Source organism: Aphanothece hegewaldii CCALA 016 (assembly GCF_003007785.1).
In the GTDB taxonomy this organism is placed as follows: domain Bacteria; phylum Cyanobacteriota; class Cyanobacteriia; order Cyanobacteriales; family Microcystaceae; genus Chroococcus; species Chroococcus hegewaldii.
Genome location: NZ_PXOH01000006.1, coordinates 180,002 through 203,496, shown reverse-complemented (window position 1 = coordinate 203,496; position 23,495 = coordinate 180,002). Strand labels below are relative to the sequence as shown.

At 38.8% G+C, this 23,495-nt stretch carries 19 protein-coding genes; 14 read left to right on the top strand and 5 right to left on the bottom strand.

The window, feature by feature from the left end; translation table 11 throughout:
- Positions 1-9: 9 nt before the first annotated feature.
- The 8 genes from C7H19_RS08165 (at position 10) to C7H19_RS08135 (ending at position 6,620) form a co-directional block, all read left to right on the top strand.
- The gene (locus C7H19_RS08165) at positions 10-1,521 is read left to right on the top strand and encodes a chlorophyll a/b binding light-harvesting protein (protein ID WP_106456379.1); all 1,512 of its coding nucleotides are present in this window, start codon (positions 10-12) and stop codon (positions 1,519-1,521) included.
- Positions 1,522-1,972: 451 nt separating this feature from the next.
- A complete protein-coding gene (gene fldA / locus C7H19_RS08160; RefSeq protein WP_106456378.1) occupies positions 1,973-2,485 on the top strand; it encodes a flavodoxin FldA in 513 nt (170 codons plus the stop codon).
- 186 nt (positions 2,486-2,671) lie between these two features.
- Positions 2,672-2,992: a hypothetical protein gene (locus C7H19_RS08155; RefSeq protein WP_106456377.1), complete on the top strand. Its 321-nt coding sequence runs from the start codon at positions 2,672-2,674 to the stop codon at positions 2,990-2,992.
- Positions 2,989-3,474, top strand: a complete 486-nt coding sequence (locus C7H19_RS08150) for an alpha/beta fold hydrolase (RefSeq protein WP_342752270.1) — start codon at positions 2,989-2,991, stop codon at positions 3,472-3,474. Before C7H19_RS08155 ends, C7H19_RS08150 begins: the two co-directional genes overlap by 4 nt.
- Before the next feature lie 42 nt (positions 3,475-3,516).
- Entirely contained in the window at positions 3,517-3,726 is a 210-nt protein-coding gene (locus C7H19_RS27085; protein ID WP_342752269.1) for a hypothetical protein, read from the top strand.
- A gap of 85 nt (positions 3,727-3,811) precedes the next feature.
- The gene (locus C7H19_RS08145; RefSeq protein WP_106456376.1) at positions 3,812-4,042 is read left to right on the top strand and encodes a DUF433 domain-containing protein; all 231 of its coding nucleotides are present in this window, start codon (positions 3,812-3,814) and stop codon (positions 4,040-4,042) included.
- Positions 4,043-4,254: 212 nt separating this feature from the next.
- A complete protein-coding gene (gatA, locus tag C7H19_RS08140; protein ID WP_425428881.1) occupies positions 4,255-5,697 on the top strand; it encodes an Asp-tRNA(Asn)/Glu-tRNA(Gln) amidotransferase subunit GatA in 1,443 nt (480 codons plus the stop codon).
- Between the two features lie 41 nt (positions 5,698-5,738).
- The gene (locus C7H19_RS08135; protein ID WP_106456374.1) at positions 5,739-6,620 is read left to right on the top strand and encodes an alpha/beta hydrolase; all 882 of its coding nucleotides are present in this window, start codon (positions 5,739-5,741) and stop codon (positions 6,618-6,620) included.
- On the opposite strand, the gene C7H19_RS08130 is transcribed toward C7H19_RS08135, so the two are convergent.
- The gene (locus C7H19_RS08130) at positions 6,617-6,817 is read right to left on the bottom strand and encodes a hypothetical protein (RefSeq protein WP_106456443.1); all 201 of its coding nucleotides are present in this window, start codon (positions 6,815-6,817) and stop codon (positions 6,617-6,619) included. The two genes, C7H19_RS08135 and C7H19_RS08130, sit on opposite strands and share 4 nt — an antisense overlap.
- A gap of 198 nt (positions 6,818-7,015) precedes the next feature.
- Between C7H19_RS08130 and C7H19_RS08125 the strand changes: the two genes are divergently transcribed.
- Positions 7,016-10,657 (top strand): HEAT repeat domain-containing protein, encoded by a 3,642-nt coding sequence (locus tag C7H19_RS08125; protein WP_106456373.1) that lies wholly within the window; start codon positions 7,016-7,018, stop codon positions 10,655-10,657.
- Between the two features lie 326 nt (positions 10,658-10,983).
- Here the strand turns inward: C7H19_RS08125 and C7H19_RS08120 are convergent, their stop codons facing one another.
- The 3 genes from C7H19_RS08120 to C7H19_RS08110 all read right to left on the bottom strand — a co-directional run bounded on the left by C7H19_RS08120 (position 10,984) and on the right by C7H19_RS08110 (position 12,531).
- Positions 10,984-11,382, bottom strand: coding sequence for a hypothetical protein (locus C7H19_RS08120; protein ID WP_106456372.1), 399 nt, complete (start codon positions 11,380-11,382; stop codon positions 10,984-10,986).
- Between the two features lie 128 nt (positions 11,383-11,510).
- Positions 11,511-11,708: a hypothetical protein gene (locus C7H19_RS08115; RefSeq protein ID WP_106456371.1), complete on the bottom strand. Its 198-nt coding sequence runs from the start codon at positions 11,706-11,708 to the stop codon at positions 11,511-11,513.
- 451 nt (positions 11,709-12,159) lie between these two features.
- Positions 12,160-12,531, bottom strand: a complete 372-nt coding sequence (locus C7H19_RS08110) for a response regulator (protein ID WP_245927376.1) — start codon at positions 12,529-12,531, stop codon at positions 12,160-12,162.
- Between the two features lie 108 nt (positions 12,532-12,639).
- On the opposite strand from C7H19_RS08110, the gene gshA reads away from it, so the two are divergent.
- Together gshA and C7H19_RS08100 are read left to right on the top strand one after the other, a co-directional pair.
- Positions 12,640-13,782, top strand: coding sequence for a glutamate--cysteine ligase (gene gshA / locus C7H19_RS08105; RefSeq protein WP_106456369.1), 1,143 nt, complete (start codon positions 12,640-12,642; stop codon positions 13,780-13,782).
- A gap of 50 nt (positions 13,783-13,832) precedes the next feature.
- A complete protein-coding gene (locus C7H19_RS08100; RefSeq protein ID WP_106456368.1) occupies positions 13,833-14,294 on the top strand; it encodes a tRNA (cytidine(34)-2'-O)-methyltransferase in 462 nt (153 codons plus the stop codon).
- 7 nt (positions 14,295-14,301) lie between these two features.
- On the opposite strand, the gene C7H19_RS08095 is transcribed toward C7H19_RS08100, so the two are convergent.
- Entirely contained in the window at positions 14,302-15,078 is a 777-nt protein-coding gene (locus C7H19_RS08095; protein WP_245927375.1) for an alpha/beta fold hydrolase, read from the bottom strand.
- Positions 15,079-15,576: 498 nt separating this feature from the next.
- Between C7H19_RS08095 and C7H19_RS08090 the strand changes: the two genes are divergently transcribed.
- From C7H19_RS08090 to C7H19_RS08080, 3 genes are all read left to right on the top strand, one after another.
- Positions 15,577-17,094, top strand: coding sequence for an efflux RND transporter periplasmic adaptor subunit (locus tag C7H19_RS08090; RefSeq protein ID WP_106456367.1), 1,518 nt, complete (start codon positions 15,577-15,579; stop codon positions 17,092-17,094).
- 10 nt (positions 17,095-17,104) lie between these two features.
- The gene (locus C7H19_RS08085; RefSeq protein ID WP_106456366.1) at positions 17,105-20,227 is read left to right on the top strand and encodes an efflux RND transporter permease subunit; all 3,123 of its coding nucleotides are present in this window, start codon (positions 17,105-17,107) and stop codon (positions 20,225-20,227) included.
- Between the two features lie 84 nt (positions 20,228-20,311).
- Positions 20,312-23,473, top strand: a complete 3,162-nt coding sequence (locus tag C7H19_RS08080) for a PAS domain-containing sensor histidine kinase (RefSeq protein ID WP_106456365.1) — start codon at positions 20,312-20,314, stop codon at positions 23,471-23,473.
- Positions 23,474-23,495: the final 22 nt, after the last annotated feature.

Here is a 23,495-nt window from a genome sequence, read left to right as displayed (position 1 = left end):
GGCATAAATATGACTGCCGTTATTGATGAAAGTCCCTATCGTTCCAAAATACCTAGCGTTGGTTGGTGGGCGGGTAATGCTCGTTTTATCAACCTTTCGGGTAAATTACTCGGCGCACACGTTGCCCATGCTGGTTTAATTGTACTGTGGGCGGGTGCAATGACTTTATTTGAATTGTCCCGCTATAACCCTGCACAACCGATGTACGAACAGGGTCTAATTCTGCTGCCCCATCTAGCTACACTGGGTTTAGGTGTGGGAGAAGGAGGCCAAGTTATTGATACCTATCCCTATTTTGTCATTGGTGTAGTTCATCTGATTTCTTCGGCGGTTTTAGGTGCAGGCGGTTTGTACCATGCGTTATTAGGGCCAGAAGTTCTCGAAGAAAATCGGACTTTTGCAGGGTTTTTCGGCTATGACTGGAAAGATAGCAGCAAAATGACGACTATTCTCGGTATTCGCCTTGTTCTTTTAGGATTAGGTGCGTTTTTACTGGTTTTTAAAGCCATGTTTTGGGGTGGAATTTTTGACCCTTGGGCTAGTAATGGTGGTATGGTACGCGTCGTTACAAACCCAACCCTTAACCCTGCTACTATCTTCGGCTATTTAGTCGGTGCATCGGGTTCTCAGGGAATGGCAGCCGTCGATAACCTAGAAGATGTCGTTGGCGGTCATTTTTGGGTCGGTACACTATGTATTCTCGGTGGTTTATGGCACATGGCGACTAAACCCCTTCCTTGGGCGCGTCGAGTTTTGATATATTCTGGGGAAGCATATCTATCATACAGCTTAGGTGCGATCGCATACATGGGATTTTTGGCGGCCTATTTCGTCACCGTCAATAATACGGTTTATCCTGATGTTTTTTATGGTCCTGTTGGACTCATTGAAACAGAAACGGGTGTTGTTTCTGCCAGAGGTTGGTTAGCAACATTTCATTTTGTCTTTGCTGTAATCTTTTTATTCGGTCATATTTGGCACGCTATTCGCGCAAGAGGTGAAGCGGCTGGATTTGATTTCAAACGCGGTGATACAGTAGTAAAATATGCGGGAAATCCTTATAACGGAAATTTATTAACACCGATTAATTCCTCTGACTTTACTCGGTTTTTACTGAAAAATTTACCGATTTATCGACAAGGTTTATCGCCTTTAGCCAGAGGTCTAGAAATAGGAATGGCTCACGGATATTTTATCCTCGGTCCCTTTATTAAATTATCGCCTTTACGAAATACTGAACAAGGAAACCTAGTCGGTTTATTATCAGCCTGTAGCTTGATTGTAATTATGACGATTTGTCTATCGATTTATGGAACAGTTTCCTTTAAAAAAGAATTCCAACAAGGACGATTAAGCTACGCTACAGCTAATCCAAATATACCCGATTCTCTGAAAACTGTTGATGGTTGGAGCCAGTTCGCTGCTGCTTTCTTGGTCGGTGGAATAGGGGGCGCAATTTTTGCTTATATGCTGTTAACTAATTTGGATTTATTACAATCGATTAGTGCAGGACAAATTTAATTTTTTATTGTTGTAGGGGTTTGGCGGCCAAGCCCTTTTAAGCAATCTATTATCTTCTAATTATTCTTGTAAAAATTCAATTGATGAGGGTTGGGAAACTGAACCCCTATTATTTATTTTGCTCCTTAAAAGATTAAAAATATTTTGAAAAAATTTATTGACATAGTTTCTCATTTATCTTATTCTGAAAATAGAGATTCACTAGAATCAGTAATTAAGTTTTTTCGTTATCTAAAATCGAGTCAAAAGCCAACAACCTAACTTGATTTTATCAATCAGAAAAAATTAAAAATTAATGAAAAGAGGGCGAAAGCATCAAAATTAAATTTCTAAATAATCCCTCTTCTATTTGAGACATTTCTGATATCCTTCCTCCTATCTCAAGAAAACTTTTACTGATTTTCAGTGAATCTTATTTATTCATTACACACAAACCATCCTAGAGATTGATATGGCTAAAATTGGACTTTTTTACGGAAGCACAACAGGCAAAACACAAGACGTCGCCGAAACAATACAAAAAGAATTAGGCGGTGATGATGTCGTAACAATGTATGATATTGCTGAAGTTGAAGATAGTGATTTTGAGCAGTATAGTAACATCATTATTGCTTGTCCAACTTGGGATATTGGCGAATTACAAGCCGACTGGAGTGGTTATTACGACGAACTCGATAACATTAATTTTAGTGGTAAAAAAGTCGCCTATTTTGGCACAGGGGATCAAGTCGGTTACTCAGAAAACTTCCAAGATGCAATGGGAATTTTGGAAGAAAAAATCACAGAATTAGGCGGTAAAACAGTTGGACATTGGTCAACAGATGGTTATGAATTTGAAGAATCTAAAGCCGTCAAAAATGGTAAATTTGTTGGACTCGCTTTAGATGAAGATAATCAATCAGAATTGACCGATAAACGGATTAAATCATGGGTGGCACAATTAAAAACCGAGTTTGGTATTTAATCCTAAAATCAACTTGGGTTTAGAGTTTAAGCTGTTGACATCAATCTTTCTATTTGAGGCTCGTTAAAGGATAGGAAGATACAAAAGTAACAAGATTAGATCCCTTAAATAATCTTTGATTGCTTCGGGTTCTTTGGTTCTTCCTATCTCTTTTTTATTATTCTTGCTAAATTTAGACAAAAAAATATGTTTCTCCAAATTATCTGTAGTTTCTTAGCATGGCTATTAATTGGGGTTAGTCTCTGGAAAATTAGAGAAATAAGTGTAAGCGGACTAACTTATGTCAAAAAATTGCATCAAGTTCCATGCGATAAATGTATTTATTTTACTGGGGATTATCGTCTAAAATGTACAGTAAATCCTTATATGGCTTTATCGGAAGAAGCAATTAACTGCCGAGACTTTGAATCAATCGCTTATAGTGAGAAAATCCCTAATTTAGTCTCTATTCAATGTAATTGTTCTATAACGAATCATGACACATCTAGTAAAAGGAAAAAAAAATGAGACAACATCCTGATGCAATATGGATCAATGCTAATCCAAGTTTTCGAGTTTTTGAAAATCATCTCATTAATCATTTATCGGCACAAAAAGCGATCGCAATATGGGAATATATACAAGAACCCGATGAACCCAGTTCCCTCGACATTGCTTTAACCCTACTCCATGATTATTTTAAATCTCAACCTTTTCCCCTTCATTTACTAGGACATGGTACAGGAGGTTTGGTAGGATTATTATATGCTCGTCGTTATCCAGAAAGAGTGAAAACCTTAACCTTGTTAGGAGTAGGTGCAAATCCTGCGATTGATTGGCAAGTACACTATTATGCCATGCTGCGTCTACTTCCTTGTAGTCGAGAACGCGTCTTAGCAAAAATGGTACATAATCTATTTGGCTATCAAGAAATCTCGCAAACAAAATCACTAATTAAAATACTAGAAAAAGATTTAATTACATCACCATCACCCAATTCTTTGTGTTAGGAAGTAAACATTACCCCACAAAGTGTCGATGTTCCTTTACTGGTGTGTGGAAGTAAAGACGATTTTATTGTAGATCGAAATAGCTTGTATCGTTGGGCAAGTTGGTTAAAAAATGGCGATCGTATTTGGGAATGTCCTCAAGGGTATCACTTTTTCCACTATTTCCATCCACAATTCGTGAGTCAACAAGTCTTTAAATTTTGGAATACCGTCTCAGAAGGTGCTTTAGCCGTTAATAAATTTCATGACTAGGTAAAGGAAATTGATTTAGGATGGATTAACGACCTCTAATCTTGCTCTTATGAGATGTTATAACACAATTAAGGAGATTAAACAGATGTTTGAACGGATTACTTTCGATCCTAAGATTATGGGAGGACGGGCGGTAGTGCGAGGAATGCGGATTCCTGTTTCTCTTGTTGTTAATTTAGTTGCGTCGGGGATGAGTCCAAAAGAAATTATCAGTGAATATCCTGATTTAGAAGCTGAAGATATCAGTCAATCTCTACAATATGCAGCATTCTTAACTAATGAAGAAATTCGCCCTTTAACCGTCAATGCTTCATGAAGTTCTTAGCCGATATGGGGGTATCTCAAACGGTTGTATCATATCTTCGTAGCTTGGGTTATGATGCCGTTCATTTAAGAATAGTTATAAACTTGTTCAATAGGTGGGACAAATTCTATTGATTGCCGATCTTCTCATCAAAAGCCCCCTGTGATAAGGTAGCATGAAGCGATAGAAGTATTCATGCAATAGGCGTTATTCCGATGTCATCGATGATTCGTGAAGTTCATCAACAACTTACCAATAAAGAACGTACGGCAGTAGAAATCACAACAGAATTCTTAGAACGCATTGAAAAACTAGAACCCAAAGTTCATAGCTATTTGTGTGTCACCTCAGAACAAGCCATTCAACAAGCCAAAAAAGTAGATGATAAAATCGCAAATAATGAAAGCATCGGACTCTTAGAAGGTATTCCCATCGCCATCAAAGACGTACTCTGTACTACAGGTATCCCCACTACTTGCGGATCGAAAATTCTCGAAAACTTTATCCCACCCTATGAGTCTACTGTAACCCAAAAACTCAAAGATATTGGGGCAGTCATGCTCGGCAAAACCAACCTCGATGAATTTGCGATGGGAAGTTCCACCGAAAATTCAGCCTATCAAGTCACCGCGAACCCTTGGGATTTATCGAGAGTTCCGGGGGGTTCATCGGGTGGCTCGGCATCTGCTGTAGCGGCATCAGAATGCGTTGTATCCCTTGGAACAGATACTGGGGGTTCGATTCGTCAACCAGCGTCTTTCTGCGGTGTAGTGGGCATTAAACCCACCTATGGACTCGTGTCAAGATTTGGTTTAGTCGCCTATGCGTCGTCATTGGATCAAGTTGGGCCATTTTCCCATACTGTAGAAGATTCGGCTATCCTGTTGAATGCGATCGCTGGATATGATCCCAAAGATTCCACTTCTCTAAACGTTCCCATTCCCGACTATAGCCAATTTCTCAAAAGCGATCTAAAAGGTGTTAGAGTCGGTGTCATTACAGAAACCTTTGGGGAAGGATTAGATCCCGTCGTTGCCCAAACCGTACATCAAGCTATTGAACAACTTAAATCATTAGGCGCAACCGTTCAAGAAATCTCTTGCCCTCGTTTTCGCTACGGTTTACCTGCATACTACATCATCGCACCCAGCGAAGCATCAGCCAACCTCGCCCGCTACGATGCGGTTAAATATGGTATCCGAGAAAAAGCAGATACTTTGCTTTCCATGTATACCAAAACTCGCGCCAAAGGTTTTGGGAATGAAGTCAAACGCCGTATCATGTTAGGAACTTATACTCTGTCGGCGGGGTACTATGATGCGTATTATCTAAAAGCACAAAAAGTACGCACACTAATTAAACAAGATTTTGAAGCCGCTTTTGATCTTGTCGATGTTTTAGTTTCTCCGACTGTACCCACCACAGCCTTTAAAGCAGGCGAAAAAACCGAAGATCCCCTTAGTATGTATTTATCCGACTTAATGACGATCCCTGTCAATCTAGCTGGTTTACCCGGAATGAGTATACCCTGTGGATTTGATCAACAAGGTTTACCCATCGGTTTACAAATGATTAGTAATGTGCTAAGAGAAGACATTTTATTTCATGTTGGTTATGCTTATGAACAATCTACCGATTGGCATAAATACAAACCTCAGCTAAAGTAGTCATTAAATTATCGGGCTATATTGAGGACGATCTACCCCCCATGACCACGCATATTCTGTTAAAATTCTTGCTGACTGGTGTTAGTGTTGGTTTTGCAGCCTATTTACTACTGTGTATCCTCATTTATCTGATTCAAAACCGCTTAATTTTTGTACCCAGTCTTAAACTCGAAACAACCCCCAAAGATCTAGAATTATCTTATGAGGATGTTTGGATCGGTGTCCGTAACTGGAACGGAAAAATCGAACGTCTTCACGGCTGGTGGATACCCGGTTCAAGTGAGGATGTTCTGCTCTATTTTCACGGTAATGGAGGTAACATCAGCTATAATCTGGGCAACGCTTATCAACTTCATCAGTTAGGATTTTCCGTCCTAATGATTGATTATCGAGGCTATGGTAAGAGTGAGGGAAAATTCCCCACTGAAGCAGAAGTATATCGGGATGCCCAAGCTGCATGGAATTATTTAACACTAGAACGAGGAATCGCAGCACAACAGATTTATTTATATGGTCACTCATTAGGTGGGGCGATCGCAATTGATTTAGCCATTCGTCAACCCTTTTGTGCAGGAGTCATCGTCGATAATACCTTTACCTCGATGCGAGATATGGCGATGTATCAGCCTGTTTATCGCTTCTTTCCAGCCGATCTAATTTTAAATCAACGCTTTGATAATCTCAGTAAACTAAAATTGCTGCGAGTTCCCTTACTCTTATTACATGGTACAGAAGATCGTCTCGTTCCACCAAGCATGAGTCAGGTTTTGTACGAGTCAGCCACCGTACCCAAAAAATTACTATTAGTTCCCTACGCAGGGCATAATAATTTATTAGCCGTTGCGGGGGAAGAATTTAATCGTGTTGTACGAGAGTTTCAGATTATAGCCCGTAAAAAGCCGCGTTTACCCAAAATAAGCTAAAAATCATCTGGAATAATCCATTTAGGCGGTTCGGTCATTTTTTTTAAACGGGCTGCCTCCGCCATTTCTAGCATTTGATCTAAAGAAGTTTCACCAATAAACTTAGAAGCAGATGCTTGGTGATCTCTATTCGGGCATTCATCCCCCAATACACAACCATCTACACAATCTTTTTTACAATCAACTGTCATACTCATAGGATTTTCCGCCATTACTTAAGTTTAAATGTACTATAAAAAGTAACATAGATCCTGATCAAGAGCAGAGTTTCTTTTAGAATAGCAAGATGAGTCGTTTCACTCATTCTAGACGCGTTGCAAAAAATTTCCGACGAATCATTACAATTTGGCAAATATTGGGAAAACTAGGATGAGTAGAGTAGTGAGAAAACGTAAATGATGTCAGAATCCTATGTGCAACCGAAGGCATCTTTTAAAAAATTAGAGATTGACTGGCGCAAAGTAGGACAACTTATGCTAAAGCAGTCTTTACCGATCAATCCTTTTACCACCTTACCCGAAGAAGCCGAAACCGAGTGGGAAGACTTAAATCTTACACTAGGATTAGTCGATCGCAACAAAAAAGAATCACAGTCTCAAAAACAAAAACTCGACATTATACAGCGTTATACCCAAGAAGAATTTTTTAAACAAGTTCTGCAACAACAGAAAAGCAAAAGTAAAGGCCGACGTTTAGCAATTATTGGTTTATCTGGAACGGGAAAAACGATTCTACTACATCATATTGCATCTTGGATTTTAAAAAATACCGAAGATATCCCCATTTGGATTTCTTTATCAGATGTTAGTCAACTTACTTTGAGAGAATATTTACAAGAAAAATGGTTGCCTCGTGCCATGAAAACGCAACCACATATATTATTTGACTGGAACGATCGCTTTAATGAATTACTCAATAGTCATCGAGTTTGGTTATTATTAGATGGCGTTGATGAGATGGCGATTGAACAAGTTCTGCAACAACATTTATTTTATGAAACCTCTACTATTTTAAGTCCTCTTTCGATTATTACTCAACAACTACAAGGCTGGGCAGACAAAACAAAAGTTATTTTAAATAGTCGTAACTATAGTTGGGAAACTGACCCAAATTTACTGTCTAATTTTGATATTTATCATCCTTTAAGTCTTTCATCTATTGATGAAATTAAACAATTTGTCAAAAAATGTTTTACTCATCTTTATTTAAGTAATAAAATTTTTAGTTGGCAAGACAAAAACTTAATCGAAGAACAAAAACGACAAAATTTACCGAATCAGTTGTGCCAAGCTTTAGAACAATTTGGGCAAGAAAGAATTAGTGATTTAATGAATACTCCTCTAAGAATTGCTTTATTATGTCGTCTTTGGCATCAAAAAAATCCAAATTTTCCCCAAACAAAATCAAACCTTTATCAAGAATTAGTAACAGAATTTTATCAATGGCAAGCGGAAAAAGTGACAACAACGATTGAAGTTCAATCACAACTCAATCAGTTTTTAGGAAAATTGGCTTTAAAAGTTAGGCAAAAAGAGCCAGATTCTTCTAGTTTAAAAGATCATTTAATTATTGAAGAATCAGAACAAGCTCATCCTCTATTTCAGTTAGCCATTAAACTCGGTTGGTTAAAACTTTCTGGTATATTTTCTGGTCAATCAAATCAAAAAATATATGGTTTTTTAGATACCAGTTTTCAAGATTATTTTGCAGCTTTAGTAATTCAAGATTGGGCTTTTTTCTTTGGTGATGACTTAAAAGCAAATAAACCTAGTTCCGAATATCCAATATTTAATAAAAATTGGAAAAATACAATCCTTTTTTGGTTAGGGAGAGAAGACATTTCCAAAGAAGACAAAGAAGCATTTTTAAAAGAATTAATTAATTTTCAAGATAAATGTAGTTCAGAAAATTATTATGGAAAACGAGCTTATTTCCTTGCCGCAACAGGATTAGCTGAATTTACCATGAGCGAGCAAAGTGAGAAAATTCTTGGCCGTTTGATTCAATGGGCATTTGATTCTTATAATTATCCTCAACCCGTGATGCAAGAAGCTAGAAAAGCTTTAATTTTGTCGCGTCATCCTAAAGCGATCGCTATTTTAGTTGAGCTTTTAACTTGTACAAATAATCCCGAAATTTCCGAAGAAATATTTCAATGTTTAGAAAAATTAGGGAAAGGACAACCCAGTGCAATTACCGCTTTAAATCAACTGATTGAAATGCCTTCAACTTATTTACAATGGCAAGGCGCAGAAACATTAGGAAAAATTGATCCAGGCAATCTAAAAGCTATTGATATTTTAACTCGCTTAATAGAAATTAGTCCACACGAAGAATTACGCCAATCAGCATTTAATAGTTTAGAAAAAATTGGTCAAGGAAATGCTAAAATTATTACAACAGTCATTCGACAAATTCAATCGTCAGAATCCCCAGTAACGCAACGTCGCGCCTTTGAATGTTTAGAAAAAATTGGTCAAGGAAATGCAACAGCGATCGCTTCTTTAGTCCAATTAATTCGCACGACTAAAAATTTAAGTATCCGCCGACAAGCCGCAGAAAGTTTAGAAAAAATTGATCCAGGAAATCCAACGGCATTAGCTGTATTAATTCAACTCTTACAAGATCATTTTACCGAAGAAATTCGTCAACAAGCGGTATATAGTTTAGGCGAAATTAGTTCAGGTAATCGGCAAGCCATCGAAGCTTTAATACATCTGCTATCGAGTAATCAAACCATGTTAACACAATGGTTAGCAGTGAGTAGCTTAGGTAAAATTGGTGTGGGATCTCAAGCCGTAATTAATACCCTTGTTAGATTAGTTCAATCTAGCACTCATTTACTCCTCAGAAAAGATGCGATCGAAAGTCTTAGTAAAATTGCCCCTCATCATCCAGTTGCTATTAGTACTTTAGTAGAATTAATGGAAAAAAGTGAAGAAGAAGCCACCCGTCGAGAAGTAGCAGAAAGTTTAGGCAGAATTGATCCAGGAAACCCGGAAGCGATCAAAACTTTAGTGCAAATTCTTCATAGCAGTGAAGACGAATTTACAAAACGACAAGCGGCAGTCAGTTTAAGTAAAATTGATTCAGGAAATTTAGAAGCTTTATGTTTATTAGTACAACAAGCGCAATCTACGCAAGATAAAGATATTAGAAGTTTAGCAGCAGAAAGCCTCGGCGAAATCGGACAATCAAACTCCGCAGCCATCGCTACTTTAATTCGTCTCATTAAACCGCAACAAGATCCAAATACGCTAAAAAAAGCCGCCTCTAGTTTAGGAAAAATAGCACAGGGAAATAAAGAAGCGATCGCAGCTTTAATAAAAGTTTTACAATTTAGTGAGGATGCTTCAACTCGACTTCAAGCATCTGAAAGCTTAATTAATATTTTATTTAACTCTCAACTCACTGATGTAATTCCTCATTTACAACCTCTTTTGTATGATCCTAAATATTATATGGATGTGGCAACTCAGAAATTAATCTGGCATTGCGTCAAACATATAACTTATCCCGACTTTTACGAAGCTTGGCATCAGACAAATGTATCTATTGCTTCTAAAATTCCTTTAGATATTGTTATTACTCCTCCTGCTTTGCCAAAAAGCTTTTCACAACAACTTAATCATTTAATTCAAGAACATCCTTTTCTCAGTGATAAAATTCGTCTGATTTGTATTGATAGTAATGAATTAATTGATGCCAAACATCCTTTAGTCGATATTTACGATCAAATGTTACAGCAAAAATGTCCGCCATTTGAACACGGGATACCAGAAACAATGGCTAAATTAAGATTGTATTGGAATATGCTGTGCCGAAGTCAAAAAGACTATTATTATGTTTGGGTTTTTTATGATTCTGAGACTGACGGATTCACCGAAAACCTATGGCAAAGCTTAAATAAATTTAAAGGATTAATTTGTGGCGTTACAGAATATCCTTTAGCAAAGATACAGCAGTTTTCCCCCACAGATCCCGAAGTTTGTCTAAAAATTATACAATGGTTAGAACATTCTTTATTAGAAACCTAAATTCACGAAAATTAATAAGAAAATAGAGATGTATTTGATTACACCTCTATGTTATAATGGTAACGATTGGCAAAATTTGAAAACGAAATCCCTAGCTCAATCTTTAGCAATTATGGCTAATTTCAGGGAGTAAATACTGTAAATCATCGGAATATTTCTTCGGCACCGTCAAACATCATCTTATCTCTAAATCGTTTCTAGTATTAATTTACAAATCAATCGAGAAGAACTAGGGAAGATAAAAAATAAACTCAAAAAAAAATAGAGATGCTGCTTTTGAACATCTCTATAATCACCGAATCAAACGTCAAAAACTTTAGCTATGGTCAATTCAAAGAATCTGAATAACACAATAGATTATCATCAATAGAAAAACTTGTGTACTCATAATCGATGTACTCGGATAATAATGAGTCTTCTGTATTTTTGCTGTATCGATTTTGAAAAAACTTTTTGTTTAATAAAGAATCATGCTGATCTCTTTGATCAAAATCATCGGTTAATGCTTGATTAGTTCGTAAATGGGCAAGCCAATCAGCAAATATTGTTAATACAATAGGTGTATCTAATGTTAAAGGTTTTGCTTGAATAGGTTGGAGATGTAGAGAAACCGAATCAGCTAATAAAGATGAATGGAATTGCTCAATATTATTTTCAATGTTTACGGGAAATATCGCCGAAAGCAGAGTATTTTCTTGGGTTATATTTAGGGTAGCATCTAACATAAAGACTTCCCTCCATCCTTTCTAAACAAAGCTTAGAAAAGAATCGGGAAGATCCGGAGAAGATGAAAAAACGATTAGAATAAAATAAGGTGAGCATTGCCCACCCTACTTGTTAATAATTCACGTTTTTAGGATTCCCTACGCTTTTGACGTGAAGAATTTCTGCCAGTAGTCCTAGTGGAATTCTGACGAAACTGACGAGCATACATTAAGTTACGTTGCGCTTTTTCTTTTTTGGGGTTTCTACGTTTTGCCACAATTATTTCCTCATAACAGCAATTAAAAAGTTCTGGAGAATTTGCGATCGCTTTTTCTAAGTCTTTCACAAAATTAATTGAATTGACCTATAGAATTCGGGTGATCCGCAATAAAGAGCGATAATCGGCAGTGTATCAGATAATTTTGTTTAATAACGATAATTCAAGCAGAAAACTATTCACTTGACCGCTATTTTCACGTTTTCTTGCTTAGTTAACTTTTTGAGCGAATGGTAAATGTATGGAGGTGTTAAGTACTCGCTTGACACTTCCATGCTCTGCAAAAACATCTGTAATCTCTTTTTGGTTAATCTCTTTTTCGTTAATCTCAATTGAATTGCCGATGTATATTGACATTTTTTTTCTCCTGAATCATAACGAATGGAGAACTAACATTCGGAGAGCGGCCTTTCAATAATCGACATAGGATTTCTGCTGATACCGAAAACAAACGATTCTACCGATCTATATTCTCTGACGTTATGATAACACTTTTAGGTGATTGATTTTGGATTAAGTCTTACCATTGTAAAGCCTCTTTAATTTGTTCTGCAAGTTTTAGGGGGCGAAATGGTTTAGAAATCATCGCAGCTATTTCTAAATTTTCTGAGTTAAAAACAGAGTCTTGTTCTTTTGCTGTCACTAAAATGACTGGTATTGTTTGAGTCAGAGGATTTTTTTTTAGATGTTGTAAGGTTGTACGACCATCCATATCGGGCATCATCCAATCGAGTAAAATAACATCGGGTTGATGTTCTTTGGCCATTTTTAAAGCGTCTTTTCCTGAACTAGCACTTAAAATCCTCCAATTGACACTCATTTCTAAACCCATCACTGTAATCGCCCGTACATCTTCTTCATCGTCTACGATTAAGATTGTTTTGTTATTCAAATTGCCCCCGTACTTTTTCATGACAAACTATTTTAAGATAGAGCTAGTCTAGTTGCCATCCTTTGTAAACTTTTAGGCTTTCTTACTCGCAAGCGAGGAATTATCATCGTGCTTCTATCTAAAGGCTTTGAGGTCGAAATCTATACAAGTACACCCGAAGGTCAAATTATTGGTTTATCCGATCGCATTGTTAAAGATCTAGATGGCTTTGTTAGAGAACCCGACAGCCGTAATGTAGAATACACTACCGCCCCATTCTGTAACTACGATCGTCTTTTATGTGCGCTTCTCAAACCCCGACGACAACTCAGACAATATCTCAAACAGTTAGGAAACTATACCCTCATCCCTGGTAGTACTCTATCCACTGGAGGTAGTGACCATTTTGAACGCTCCGATCCTGGTAATCCCTATCATACCTATATTGAGCAAACTTACGGCACAAAAGTCGTTACCGCAAGCATTCATATTAATGTCGGTATTAGTGATCACGAACAATTAATCCGAGCTTGTCGTCTAGTTCGCCTAGAAGCACCATTATATTTAGCCCTTAGTGCATCTTCTCCCTTTTTGGATGGACAAGCAACAGGCTATCATTCTACTCGTTGGTCGGTTTTTCCCCAAACCCCTAGCTATGTTCCATTATTTGAAAGTCATGCCCATTTTATTCGATGGACAGAACAACAAATTACACTAGGAACGATGCAAAATGTTCGGCATTTGTGGTCATCGGTTAGACCAAATGGCAACAATCGCCCTTATAATCTAAATCGTCTGGAATTACGAATCTGTGATTTAGTGACTAATCCAATTACTCTTTTAGCAATATCAGCCCTTCTAGAAGCCCGTCTAACCCAACTTTTAGCCGATCCTAAGCTAGATCCACTAATTTTAAGCGAGAAAAGAAGCGAAGATTTAATCACTCTAACACGGGATAATGAGCGTTCTGCGGCTAAAAATAGTTTGGATGCTGAGTTAAAACATTGGAAAGATGGTAGACCAATTTTAGCTAAAGATTGGATTACAGAACTTTATGAGGAAGTGCTACCCATTGCTAAAGAGAAAGGTTTTAGCTGTTTTCTCTCTCCAGTGAAAAAGATTCTTAGAGAGGGAAATTCGGCACAACAATGGTTAAAAGACTACGAAAAAGGTTTAGATGTTCGTTCAATTATGATACAAGCGATTCAAACCCTTGATCATGAAGAATTAGAGCTAGAACATAAATTGTGTGAACCTTTATTAGTCGCTTAACTTTGATCAGCTTTGATTGATTACTGTTTACTGATTACTGATTACTGTCAATGCCTCGTGTTGTTTTAGTTCATCCTCAAATACCACCGAATACGGGTAATATCGCTCGAACTTGCGCCGCTACGGGGACAGAATTACATCTGGTTGGCCCCCTAGGATTTGAAATCAGCGATCGCTATCTCAAACGGGCAGGGTTAGACTATTGGCCATATGTTAACCTACACTTTCATCCGACTGTCACCGATTTCCAAAATCATCACAAAAGACACAGCGGACGTTTGATCGGTTTTAGTGTACGTGGCACCGAATCTTATATCAAATATCCGTTTCAAGATGATGATTGGTTATTATTTGGCAGTGAAACGGAGGGTTTACCCCCAGAGATCCTTACTGCTTGCGATAACTTGGTTTATATCCCAATGGCTCAACCCAATGTCCGTAGTTTAAATCTATCAGTAAGTGTGGCGATCGCTCTATTTGAAGTTCGTCGTCAGTTAGGTTATTTATCTTGATGAGATATTATATTTTTGGTATAACATTGCATAAACTAGGATCTTTTGTCAAGTTAGGTTGAGAAAAATTGTTCCAGAATTTAAGGATTTGTTCGCCCACCTGTGAAGCTTGGAAAAAGTGAAAGAAATGTCGTCCTTCAGAACAGGTTAATAGACGATCTTCTGCTTTTAACCAAGGTTGCCAACCTTGTAAAGCTTCTAATTCAACAATAAGATCATTTTGACCACCATAAATCATTAAGGGGACTGATACACCACCAGGTAAGACGTTCATCTGTCTAAAGAGAGAGTTAGGTGATAGTGAAGATTCTAAATCTTGCTCTAGAATAGTGATTAAATCTTGGAGAGTTTGTTTATCTTGATAACCAAACAAATTATAAACCATCGCATTTAAGAGCTTTTGACGGTTCATCAAAGGACGATGTGCATAATAATGGGATTGCCAATCTACAGCCGGATTATTCCCTACTGCTAACAAGGTTAAAGATTTGACGTTATCAGGATAGCGACGAGTGTAAAAAAGTCCTAATAATCCTGCGGTACTATGACCAATTAGATGAACGGGTTGCTTTAATGTACTGATATATTGATGAAGTTGAAAAATCGCCTCATCAAAGGAACAACCTTTATCTGGATCTTGCTGATAGTTCCATTGAGCTAGAGTGACTTGATGGGACAGACGAGCTAACAACGGTTGAGCGAAGCACTGCAAACTCGTACTTGTATTTAACCACACGACATCGGGTAATGACATTGACGTTTTTTCCCCAGAAGTTACTAACATATTTAGCTTTCCATTTTCATCATGAAAAAGATAGATCTTTTTATTTTTGTTACAAATTGCTACAAAAATCGGCTGGTCTTAGGGCTAAACCTTTAAGCGATGATGTCAGAATTATCAAATAGTATAGCGGAGTCGAGCTATTTAATAATAAATATTATCATTAATACCGAGAGCATTCATTAGGCTATAAAGCCGAAAAAATAGACTATAGATGGTTTATAAGCACATTTTGCCAAGATTTTGAGTTGACTAACTTCATCTCATTATTGAGAATTGTCTTAATTAAGAAAAAAAATAATCAAGTGTGGGATGCTAAATTTATTTCAAATTAAGCGGTAGATGGTTGTAGGAATTTTCGGCAGGTTCCACCGTTTTTGATTGCCTAGCACAAAAAACATTGATTTGACAATATATTACAAAATTTTTTACAAAACTTATATTGCTAAATGTATTAGAATGTAAAACAATTCCTAACTCTGCGTTGTCAACTGAGGGAATATGCAAGATCCCAAGCCATTAAATCAATCTCAGTCGTGGGAGTCATCTAAGACAGAACCCTCAAACCCAGCAGCTAATAAAAGTCAGAAATGGCTACCGATTGCAGGGATTATCTTATTAGCGATCGGCGGTGTTTGGGGATGGAATAGCTGGAAAACGAGTCAAAATGCGGGTAATGATCAAACTTTAGCAGGTCAACCGCCAGCTATGCCCGTTAAATTGATGACCGTTCAAACAGGAACAGTAGAAGACAAATCCGAAGTTCTGGGAACCTTAGAGGCTAATCGTGCTGTAACCATTAAATCGGAAGTAGCAGGACGCATTAGTAATATTTTAGTCAAAGAAGGCGATCGCGTACAAGCGGGACAAGTTCTTTATCGACTCGATAGCGAAGATTTAGAAGCGCAACTTTTATCAGACAAAGCCAAACTCGAAAATGCTAAAGCCAGACTCGCACAACTCGAAAAAGGGAACCGAGTAGAAGATATCGCAGAAGCACAAGCTAGAGTTAGAGAAGCCCAAGCGCGTTTAATTAATGCCAAGTCGGGCGCACCTTCTGAAGAAATTGCTCAAGCTCAAGCTCAACTCGCCTCCGCCCAAGCGAGTGCAGATTTAGCCAACCAAAGAGTCAAGCGTTACAGTACATTAAGCCAAGAAGGCGCAATCTCCGAGGATCAGTATCAAGAATACCTCACCATACAGCGTAATGCTAACGCCGCCGTGAACCAAGCAAAACGCCGAATTAGTGAACTATCTAAAGGAAGACAGTCGGATATTAATGAATTAGCTGCTGGTGTGGAACGAGAAGCCCAAAACCTGAGACGAATTGAAAGTGGTTCTCGTGTTGAAGAAATAGCCCAAGGACGAGCCGATGTAGCAGAAGCCACCGCACAAGTTCGACTATCACAAGTTAATGTGAATAAAACACGGGTTGTTGCTCCAATTTCAGGAACAGTCGGCGATATTCCCACCAAAATCGGCGATTATGTAGATGATACTAATGAACTAACTACGGTAACCACTAATGATGATTTAGAGATCAATCTTTCAATTCCTTTAGAACAAGCACCTAGACTGCGACTTGGTTTACCTGTAGAAATTCTAGACCCTCAAGGTAAAGTTGCAGCTACAGGGAAGATTAATTTTATCTCACCCGATGTTAATTCCAGTTCACAATTAATTTTAGCCAAAGCCGATATCTCGAATCTTAATGGCTCATTATTGAACCGTCAGTTTATTGAAGCGAATGTGATTTGGGATCGCAAAACAGGAATTTTAGTTCCAACGGCAGCAATATCACGTTTAGGGGGACAAACCTTTGTTTATGTGGCTCAAAAAGTACCCGCAACCGAAGGAAAACCCGAACAAACGATCGCAAAACAACGTTCTGTCAAGCTTGGCAGTTTACAAGGGAATAATTATCAAGTTTTAGAAGGCTTAAAAGCTGGAGAAACAATCATCACAGCAGGTTTACTTAATGTCGCTGATGGCGTACCCATTCAACCCATGCCGCAATAGAGTCTAAATTATGTTTGTTGATTTTTTTATTAAACGCCCCGTTTTTTCCTCAGTCTGCGCCATCATTATTTTACTGGTGGGGTCAATTAGTATTTTCTTGCTCCCCATTGAACGATTTCCCGATATTAGTCCTACTCAAATTCAGGTCACAGCAAATTATGATGGTGCGAGTGCCGAAGTTGTAGAAAATGCTGTTACCAGTATCGTCGAACGACAAATCAACGGCGTAGAGGGTCTTAAGTATATTAGTTCTAGTAGTAGTAATAGTGGTACCAGTAGTATCACCGTTACCTTTGATTCCACCCGTAACAAGGATTTAGCCGCAGTTGATGTTCAAAATCAAGTAGCGATCGTTGAACCTCAATTACCTGATACTGTACAGCGTAGCGGGGTACAAGTCAGTAAGGAATCGAATAACATCTTATTGGGGATTGGTTTATTCAGTGATAACAATGAATATGACAATATCTTTCTCAGTAATTACGCGGATCGATATTTAGTAGACGCGCTAAAAAGAGTCGAAGGGGTTGGAAATGTCCGTATTTTTGGGGAAAGACGTTACGCGATGCGCTTGTGGTTAGATCCCAACCGTTTAGCCAGTCGCAATTTAACTACACAGGATGTTATTGACGCGCTTTCGGAACAAAATATACAAGTAGGGGCAGGTAAATTAGGGGCAGAACCCGCACCCATTGGGCAAGAATATCAGTTTGACTTACGTGCAGTGAGCCAATTAACTGATCCGAGCGAATTTGAGAATTTATTGCTGAAAACCGATGAAAATGGTGCATTAGTTCGGTTTAGAGATGTGGGACGGGCGGAATTAGGGGCGCAGGATTACGGTTCATTCTTGCGATATCAGGCTAAAGAAGCCGTCGGATTAGGTATTTATCAGCTTCCGGGGTCAAATGCCTTAGATGTGGCTCATAAAGTCAAAAATGAGATGAAAAAGCTTAAAAATGGCTTTCCTCCAAATATTCGCTATGAGGTGGCGTTTGATACGACGGAATTTGTCGAAGAATCAATGGCTGAAGTATTAAATACTCTGTTGATGGCGGTGGGTTTAGTCGTCTTAGTCATTTTAATCTTTTTGCAGGACTGGCGTACTACTTTAATTCCTTCTTTAACCATACCTTTAGCCCTAATTGGAACTTTTGCCTTTGTTAAAGCCCTCAATTTTTCGATTAATAGCTTAACCTTGTTTGGTTTAACCCTTGCTTCGGGGATGGTAGTCGATGATGCGATTATTGTTGTAGAACAAATTAGCCGCTATATTCAAGAACAAGGCATGAACCCTTCTGAAGCAGCAAGTCGGGCGATGAGTGAGTTGTCGAGTGCGGTTATTGCAACTTCTTTAGTGTTGATGGCGGTGTTTGTACCCGTTGCTTTTTTTCCAGGAACAACAGGGGCATTATATCGACAGTTTGCCTTAACTATCGCTTTTTCGATTCTAATTTCGACATTTCTCGCCTTAACTCTCACTCCTTCTCTGTGTGCCTTACTCTTACGTCAAGGGCAACAATTACCTAGATGGATGGCAGTCCCGTTAGGCAAGTTTAATGATGGGTTAGAATTTACGAGAAGGAAATATCAGCGATCGCTTTTTTCTTTATCTCGTTTTAAATCCATTATTATCGGCTTATTCGTTCTTTTACTAGGTTTTACAGCTTGGTTATATCTAAAAGTACCAACCGCTTTTTTACCCGAAGAAGATCAAGGTTATTTTATCACCATCATTCAAGCACCTGAAGGCGTATCTTTGCAATATACAAGCCGAGTGATGGAAAAAGTCGAAAAAGAATTATTGAGTGTACCCGAAATTAAAGGGGTTTTCGCGGTGGGTGGTTTTGCTTTTGGTGGAAATACTCCAAACCAAGGCGTTATTTTTTCCACACTTCAACCTTTTAAAGAACGCCGACAACCACAACAAACCGCACAAGCAATTATCGGGCAACTTTTCGGTAAATTTATGGGTATTCCTGAAGCCCGAATTTTTCCCATTAACCCACCCGCAATACAAGGTTTAGGTAATTTTGGCGGATTTGTCTTTCAATTGCAAGATCGTCGAGCTAATGGGGATCTTAATTCTTTGGTACAATCGATGGGGCAACTTTTGGGTAAAGCGAATCAAACCCCAGGTTTACAACAGGTTTTCAGCACATTTACGGCTAATAGTCCACAATATCTAATTGATGTCAACCGCAATAAAGCCAAAGCCTTACAAGTTTCTGTAGATGAGGTTTTTAATACCCTACAAACGGCGTTAGGTGCATCTTATGTTAATGACTTTACCCTACAACAAAGAACCTATCGAGTGTATGTACAGGCTGATCAAAAATATCGTTCTAAACCCGAAGATATTACTAAATTGTATGTGCGATCAGCCACAGATCAAATGATCCCGTTATCCAATCTAGTAACCCTTACTCCCACAACTGGCGCACAGAATATTACTCACTTTAACCTATTCCGTGCCATAGAAATTAACGGGAGTGCTGCACAAGGTTCTAGTTCTGGGCAAGCGATTCAAAGTATGGAACAATTAGCACAGGAAATCTTACCGCCCGGTTTTGGTTATGAATGGTCTGGAACAACGCGAGAAGAGTTAGAATCAGCAGGATTAGCCCCGATTATTTTCAGTTTAGGCTTAGTATTCGTCTTTTTGGTTTTAGCAGCCCAGTACGAAAACTATATCGATCCATTTATTATCATGCTAGCGGTTCCTCTGGCAATTATGGGAGCCTTAGTAGCGCAATCTTTAAGAGGATTTGCCAATGATGTCTATTGCCAAATTGGATTAGTTATGCTAATAGGAATGGCTAGTAAAAACTCAATTTTAATCGTAGAATTTGCCAATCAATTACGAAACGAAGGATTACCCATTGCTAAAGCCGCATTAGAAGCAGCACAAGAGCGTTTACGACCCATTTTAATGACTGCTTTATCGACTTTAATCGGGATTTTTCCCTTAGTCATTGCTACTGGTGCAGGTGCAGGAAGTCGTCAAACCTTGGGTACGGCCGTTTTTGGAGGTATGCTCATTGCGACATTTTTGAGTTTATTTATTGTGCCAATTTTGTATATTGTCGTAAAAACATTGACAGAACGAATGTTTCAAGGTAAATCAATTTAAAATGGATATTGTTAAATAAACGAAAGTTTTCGATTGATGGATGATTAGAGTCTTGATTTGGGAGCTATAATTGTGACCTATGAGATGAATTCCAGTATCGCTGAAATCATCTTTATTGGCGATAGCAAGATGGCCAAATTGATGCGATCGCAGGATTGGTCGGCTACACCAGTGGGGCAGCTTGAAACATGGTCACAAAGTCTGAAAACCGCGATCCGCATCATGTTAGGTTCCCCTTATCCGATGGGTGTCTGGTGGGGAAAGTCAATGACTCATTTTTACAACGATGCTTACTCCACTATTTTAGGTCAACGTCATCCTCAAGCTTTGGGTCAATCTGCCTTTGTTGTGTGGGCGGATGATTGGGGTATTATTGGACAGCAAGCAGAAACCGTGTTCAATGAAGGCAAATCATCGCAAAATATTCATTTAGAAGAAGCTGACCTGACTTTTTTTTATAGTCCTTTAATAGACGATGATGAGCGAGTGGGTGGCGTATTCTGTACCATCACATTTGAGCAGGAACGAGAGAGATTTCTCGCCGTTGGCTCAGATTTGCAAGTGATCACGGGTAATAACGGCTATTTTCAATGGGTTAGCCCGTCTTTTGAACGCTTCCTCGGCTGGACGGTAGACGAAATGTTATCTCGTCCTTGGACTGATTTTGTTCACCCAGATGACATCAACCCATCTCTAGAAGAAGCCGACAATCTTTTCTCTGGTAATGAAACATTTGCATTTGAAAACCGTTATCGCCACAAAGACGGCTCATATCGCTGGTTACTCTGGAACGCCCAGCCTTATCCAGAAGAACAAGTAATTTATGGGGCTGCCATTGACATCACCGATCGCAAACAAGTAAGCCTTGCTTTGCGTGATAGTCAAGAACGCATCAGTTTGGCTATCAACAATGCAGGGATGGCGACTTGGGATATCAATCTACAAACAGAACAAGCTATCTGGTCACACAACCATTTTACCTTGTTTGGCTATGAACCCGTATCGAGCGGTGAAGCTACTTATGAGATGTGGCGCAGCAGAGTTCATCCAGATGACTTAGAAACTGTGCTACAGGCAATTAAACAGGCAGAACAGACGCGATCGCTCTACAGTACAGAATATCGAATTATTCGCGCTGATAACGGAGAAATTCGGTGGTTGAGTGAATTTGGGCGGTTTCTCTATGATGAGACGGGAAAAGCTGTACGGTTCATTGGCATTTTCTTTGATACCAGCGATCGTAAACAAGCAGAAATAGCCCTGCGTCAAAGTAATCAAAACTTGCAAACCACTTTAGAGGAACTTCAGATTACCGAAGAAGAATTACGTCAACAGTATGAAGAATTAGAAATTGCTCGTGATCGCGCAGAAGCAGAAGGATACCGTTACCAAGATTTGTTTAATTTTGCACCCGATGGTTATGTAGTGACTGATGCCAAAGGAATTATTCAAGAAGCTAACCGAGCGATCGCCGATTTAGTTGGGATTGAGCAACGCTTTTTGATCAACACACCATTAACAAACTACATTTTTGACTCGGATAGTCAAGCTTTTAGAAATTTAATTTACGAATTATCTGAGCAAACTCAGGTACAAAAGCTACAAACTGATGAACTGAGCATCAAAAATCAAACGGGACATCAAATTGTAGTTGCAATTACGGGAACTGTCATCCGCAACGCTCAAGGGCAGATTGTTGGCTTTCGTTGGTTAATTCAAGACATCAGCGATCGCAAACGCTCAGAAGCCATCATCGCAGCCAATGAAGCAAAACTAAGAGGGTTTGTTGAGGCTAGTGTCGTTGGTATTCTCTACGGTGACATCTACGGGAACATTGCGGAAGCTAATGACGAACTATTGAGGATTGTCGGCTATACACGGGAGGATCTCGAAGCAGGAAAACTTCGCTGGATCGATATCACACCACCAGAGTTTTTACACCTAGATGAGTTGGGCATTGCAGAGGCAAGAGCTAGAGGGGCTTGTATTCCCTATGAAAAGGAATATATCCGCAAGGATGGTAGCCGAGTTCCAGTGCTTGTGGGCTATAGTTTAGTTGGAGAGGCAAGAATCGAATCGGTAGCGTTTATTCTAGATTTAACTGAACGCAAACAAGCCGAAGAAGCCTTGCTAAAAAGCGAAGCTCATCTTAAGCAACTTGTCGAACTGAACTTGCTTGGAGTCATGTTCTGGGATACAGACGGCACGGTTCTCGATGCTAATGATGCGTTTCTTAATATGGTGGGCTACAGCCGTGAAGATTTGCAAGCAGGACGCGTGAACTGGAGAGCTATGACACCACCCGAACAAATAGACAGAAGTGAAACTTCTTTAAATATAATGCGGCAGCAGCAGTATTCTGAGGCTTTAGAGAAAGAATATATCCGTAAAGATGGAAAGCGCGTTCCTATTCTGCTAGGCGGCGTAATGTTTAAGAATTCGCAAAGTCGAGGAGTTAGCTTTGTCGTCGATATTAGCCAGCGCAAACAAGCCGAACTTCAGTTACAGCAACAAGCTGCTAAACTATTACAATTGAACGCAACTTTAGAGGAAACCACCGCTAAATTAATCGAACGAAATCAAGAGTTAGATCGCTTTGTTTATACTGTCTCTCACGATCTCAAAGCCCCTTTACGAGGGATTTCTAACCTTTCACAATGGATTGCTGATGATTTAGAAGGGCAACTAGATAAAGAAAACCTGCGTCAAATACAGCTTATGCAGAGTCGAGTTACTCGCATGGAAGCCCTAATTAATGGATTGCTTGCCTATTCTCGCATCGGTCGTACCGAAGTCGCTACAGAAAGAGTAAAAGTATCCGAATTGATCGCCGAGATTATTGATTCTATCACCCATCCATCGACCTTTACTATCTCTATAGAGCCAGAGATGCCAACCCTTTTTACTAAAAGATTGCTGCTATCTCAGGTGTTTTCTAATCTGATTAGTAATGCTATCAAACACAACGATCGCTCAGATGGACTAATCGAAATTAAAGCAACTCAAAAAGGAAAATATTACGAGTTTTCGATTTCCGATAATGGCCCTGGTATTGCTCCTGAAAATCATCAGCGAGTTTTTGATATTTTCCAAACCCTTAGAGGACAAGAAGTACCCGAAAGCACTGGAATCGGTTTATCAATTGTTAAGAAAATTATTGAAACCGAAGGCGGTTTAATTGTTTTAGAATCACAGTTAGCTCAGGGAGCAACTTTCCGCTTTACTTGGCCGCTACAGCCAGAATAAATATCTGATCCCAAGCCCCTAC

Coding starts and splice junctions, on each gene's coding strand:
- C7H19_RS08080 (WP_106456365.1), top strand. CDS start 20,312: ATGAATTCCAGTATCGCTGAAATCATCTTTATTGGCGATAGCAAGATG.
- C7H19_RS08095 (WP_245927375.1), bottom strand. CDS start 15,078: ATGTTAGTAACTTCTGGGGAAAAAACGTCAATGTCATTACCCGATGTC.
- C7H19_RS08165 (WP_106456379.1), top strand. CDS start 10: ATGACTGCCGTTATTGATGAAAGTCCCTATCGTTCCAAAATACCTAGC.
- C7H19_RS08145 (WP_106456376.1), top strand. CDS start 3,812: ATGTTTGAACGGATTACTTTCGATCCTAAGATTATGGGAGGACGGGCG.
- C7H19_RS08120 (WP_106456372.1), bottom strand. CDS start 11,382: ATGTTAGATGCTACCCTAAATATAACCCAAGAAAATACTCTGCTTTCG.
- C7H19_RS08090 (WP_106456367.1), top strand. CDS start 15,577: ATGCAAGATCCCAAGCCATTAAATCAATCTCAGTCGTGGGAGTCATCT.
- fldA (WP_106456378.1), top strand. CDS start 1,973: ATGGCTAAAATTGGACTTTTTTACGGAAGCACAACAGGCAAAACACAA.
- C7H19_RS08125 (WP_106456373.1), top strand. CDS start 7,016: ATGATGTCAGAATCCTATGTGCAACCGAAGGCATCTTTTAAAAAATTA.
- C7H19_RS08100 (WP_106456368.1), top strand. CDS start 13,833: ATGCCTCGTGTTGTTTTAGTTCATCCTCAAATACCACCGAATACGGGT.
- C7H19_RS08130 (WP_106456443.1), bottom strand. CDS start 6,817: ATGAGTATGACAGTTGATTGTAAAAAAGATTGTGTAGATGGTTGTGTA.
- C7H19_RS08135 (WP_106456374.1), top strand. CDS start 5,739: ATGACCACGCATATTCTGTTAAAATTCTTGCTGACTGGTGTTAGTGTT.
- C7H19_RS08155 (WP_106456377.1), top strand. CDS start 2,672: ATGTTTCTCCAAATTATCTGTAGTTTCTTAGCATGGCTATTAATTGGG.
- gatA (WP_425428881.1), top strand. CDS start 4,255: ATGATTCGTGAAGTTCATCAACAACTTACCAATAAAGAACGTACGGCA.
- C7H19_RS08150 (WP_342752270.1), top strand. CDS start 2,989: ATGAGACAACATCCTGATGCAATATGGATCAATGCTAATCCAAGTTTT.
- C7H19_RS08085 (WP_106456366.1), top strand. CDS start 17,105: ATGTTTGTTGATTTTTTTATTAAACGCCCCGTTTTTTCCTCAGTCTGC.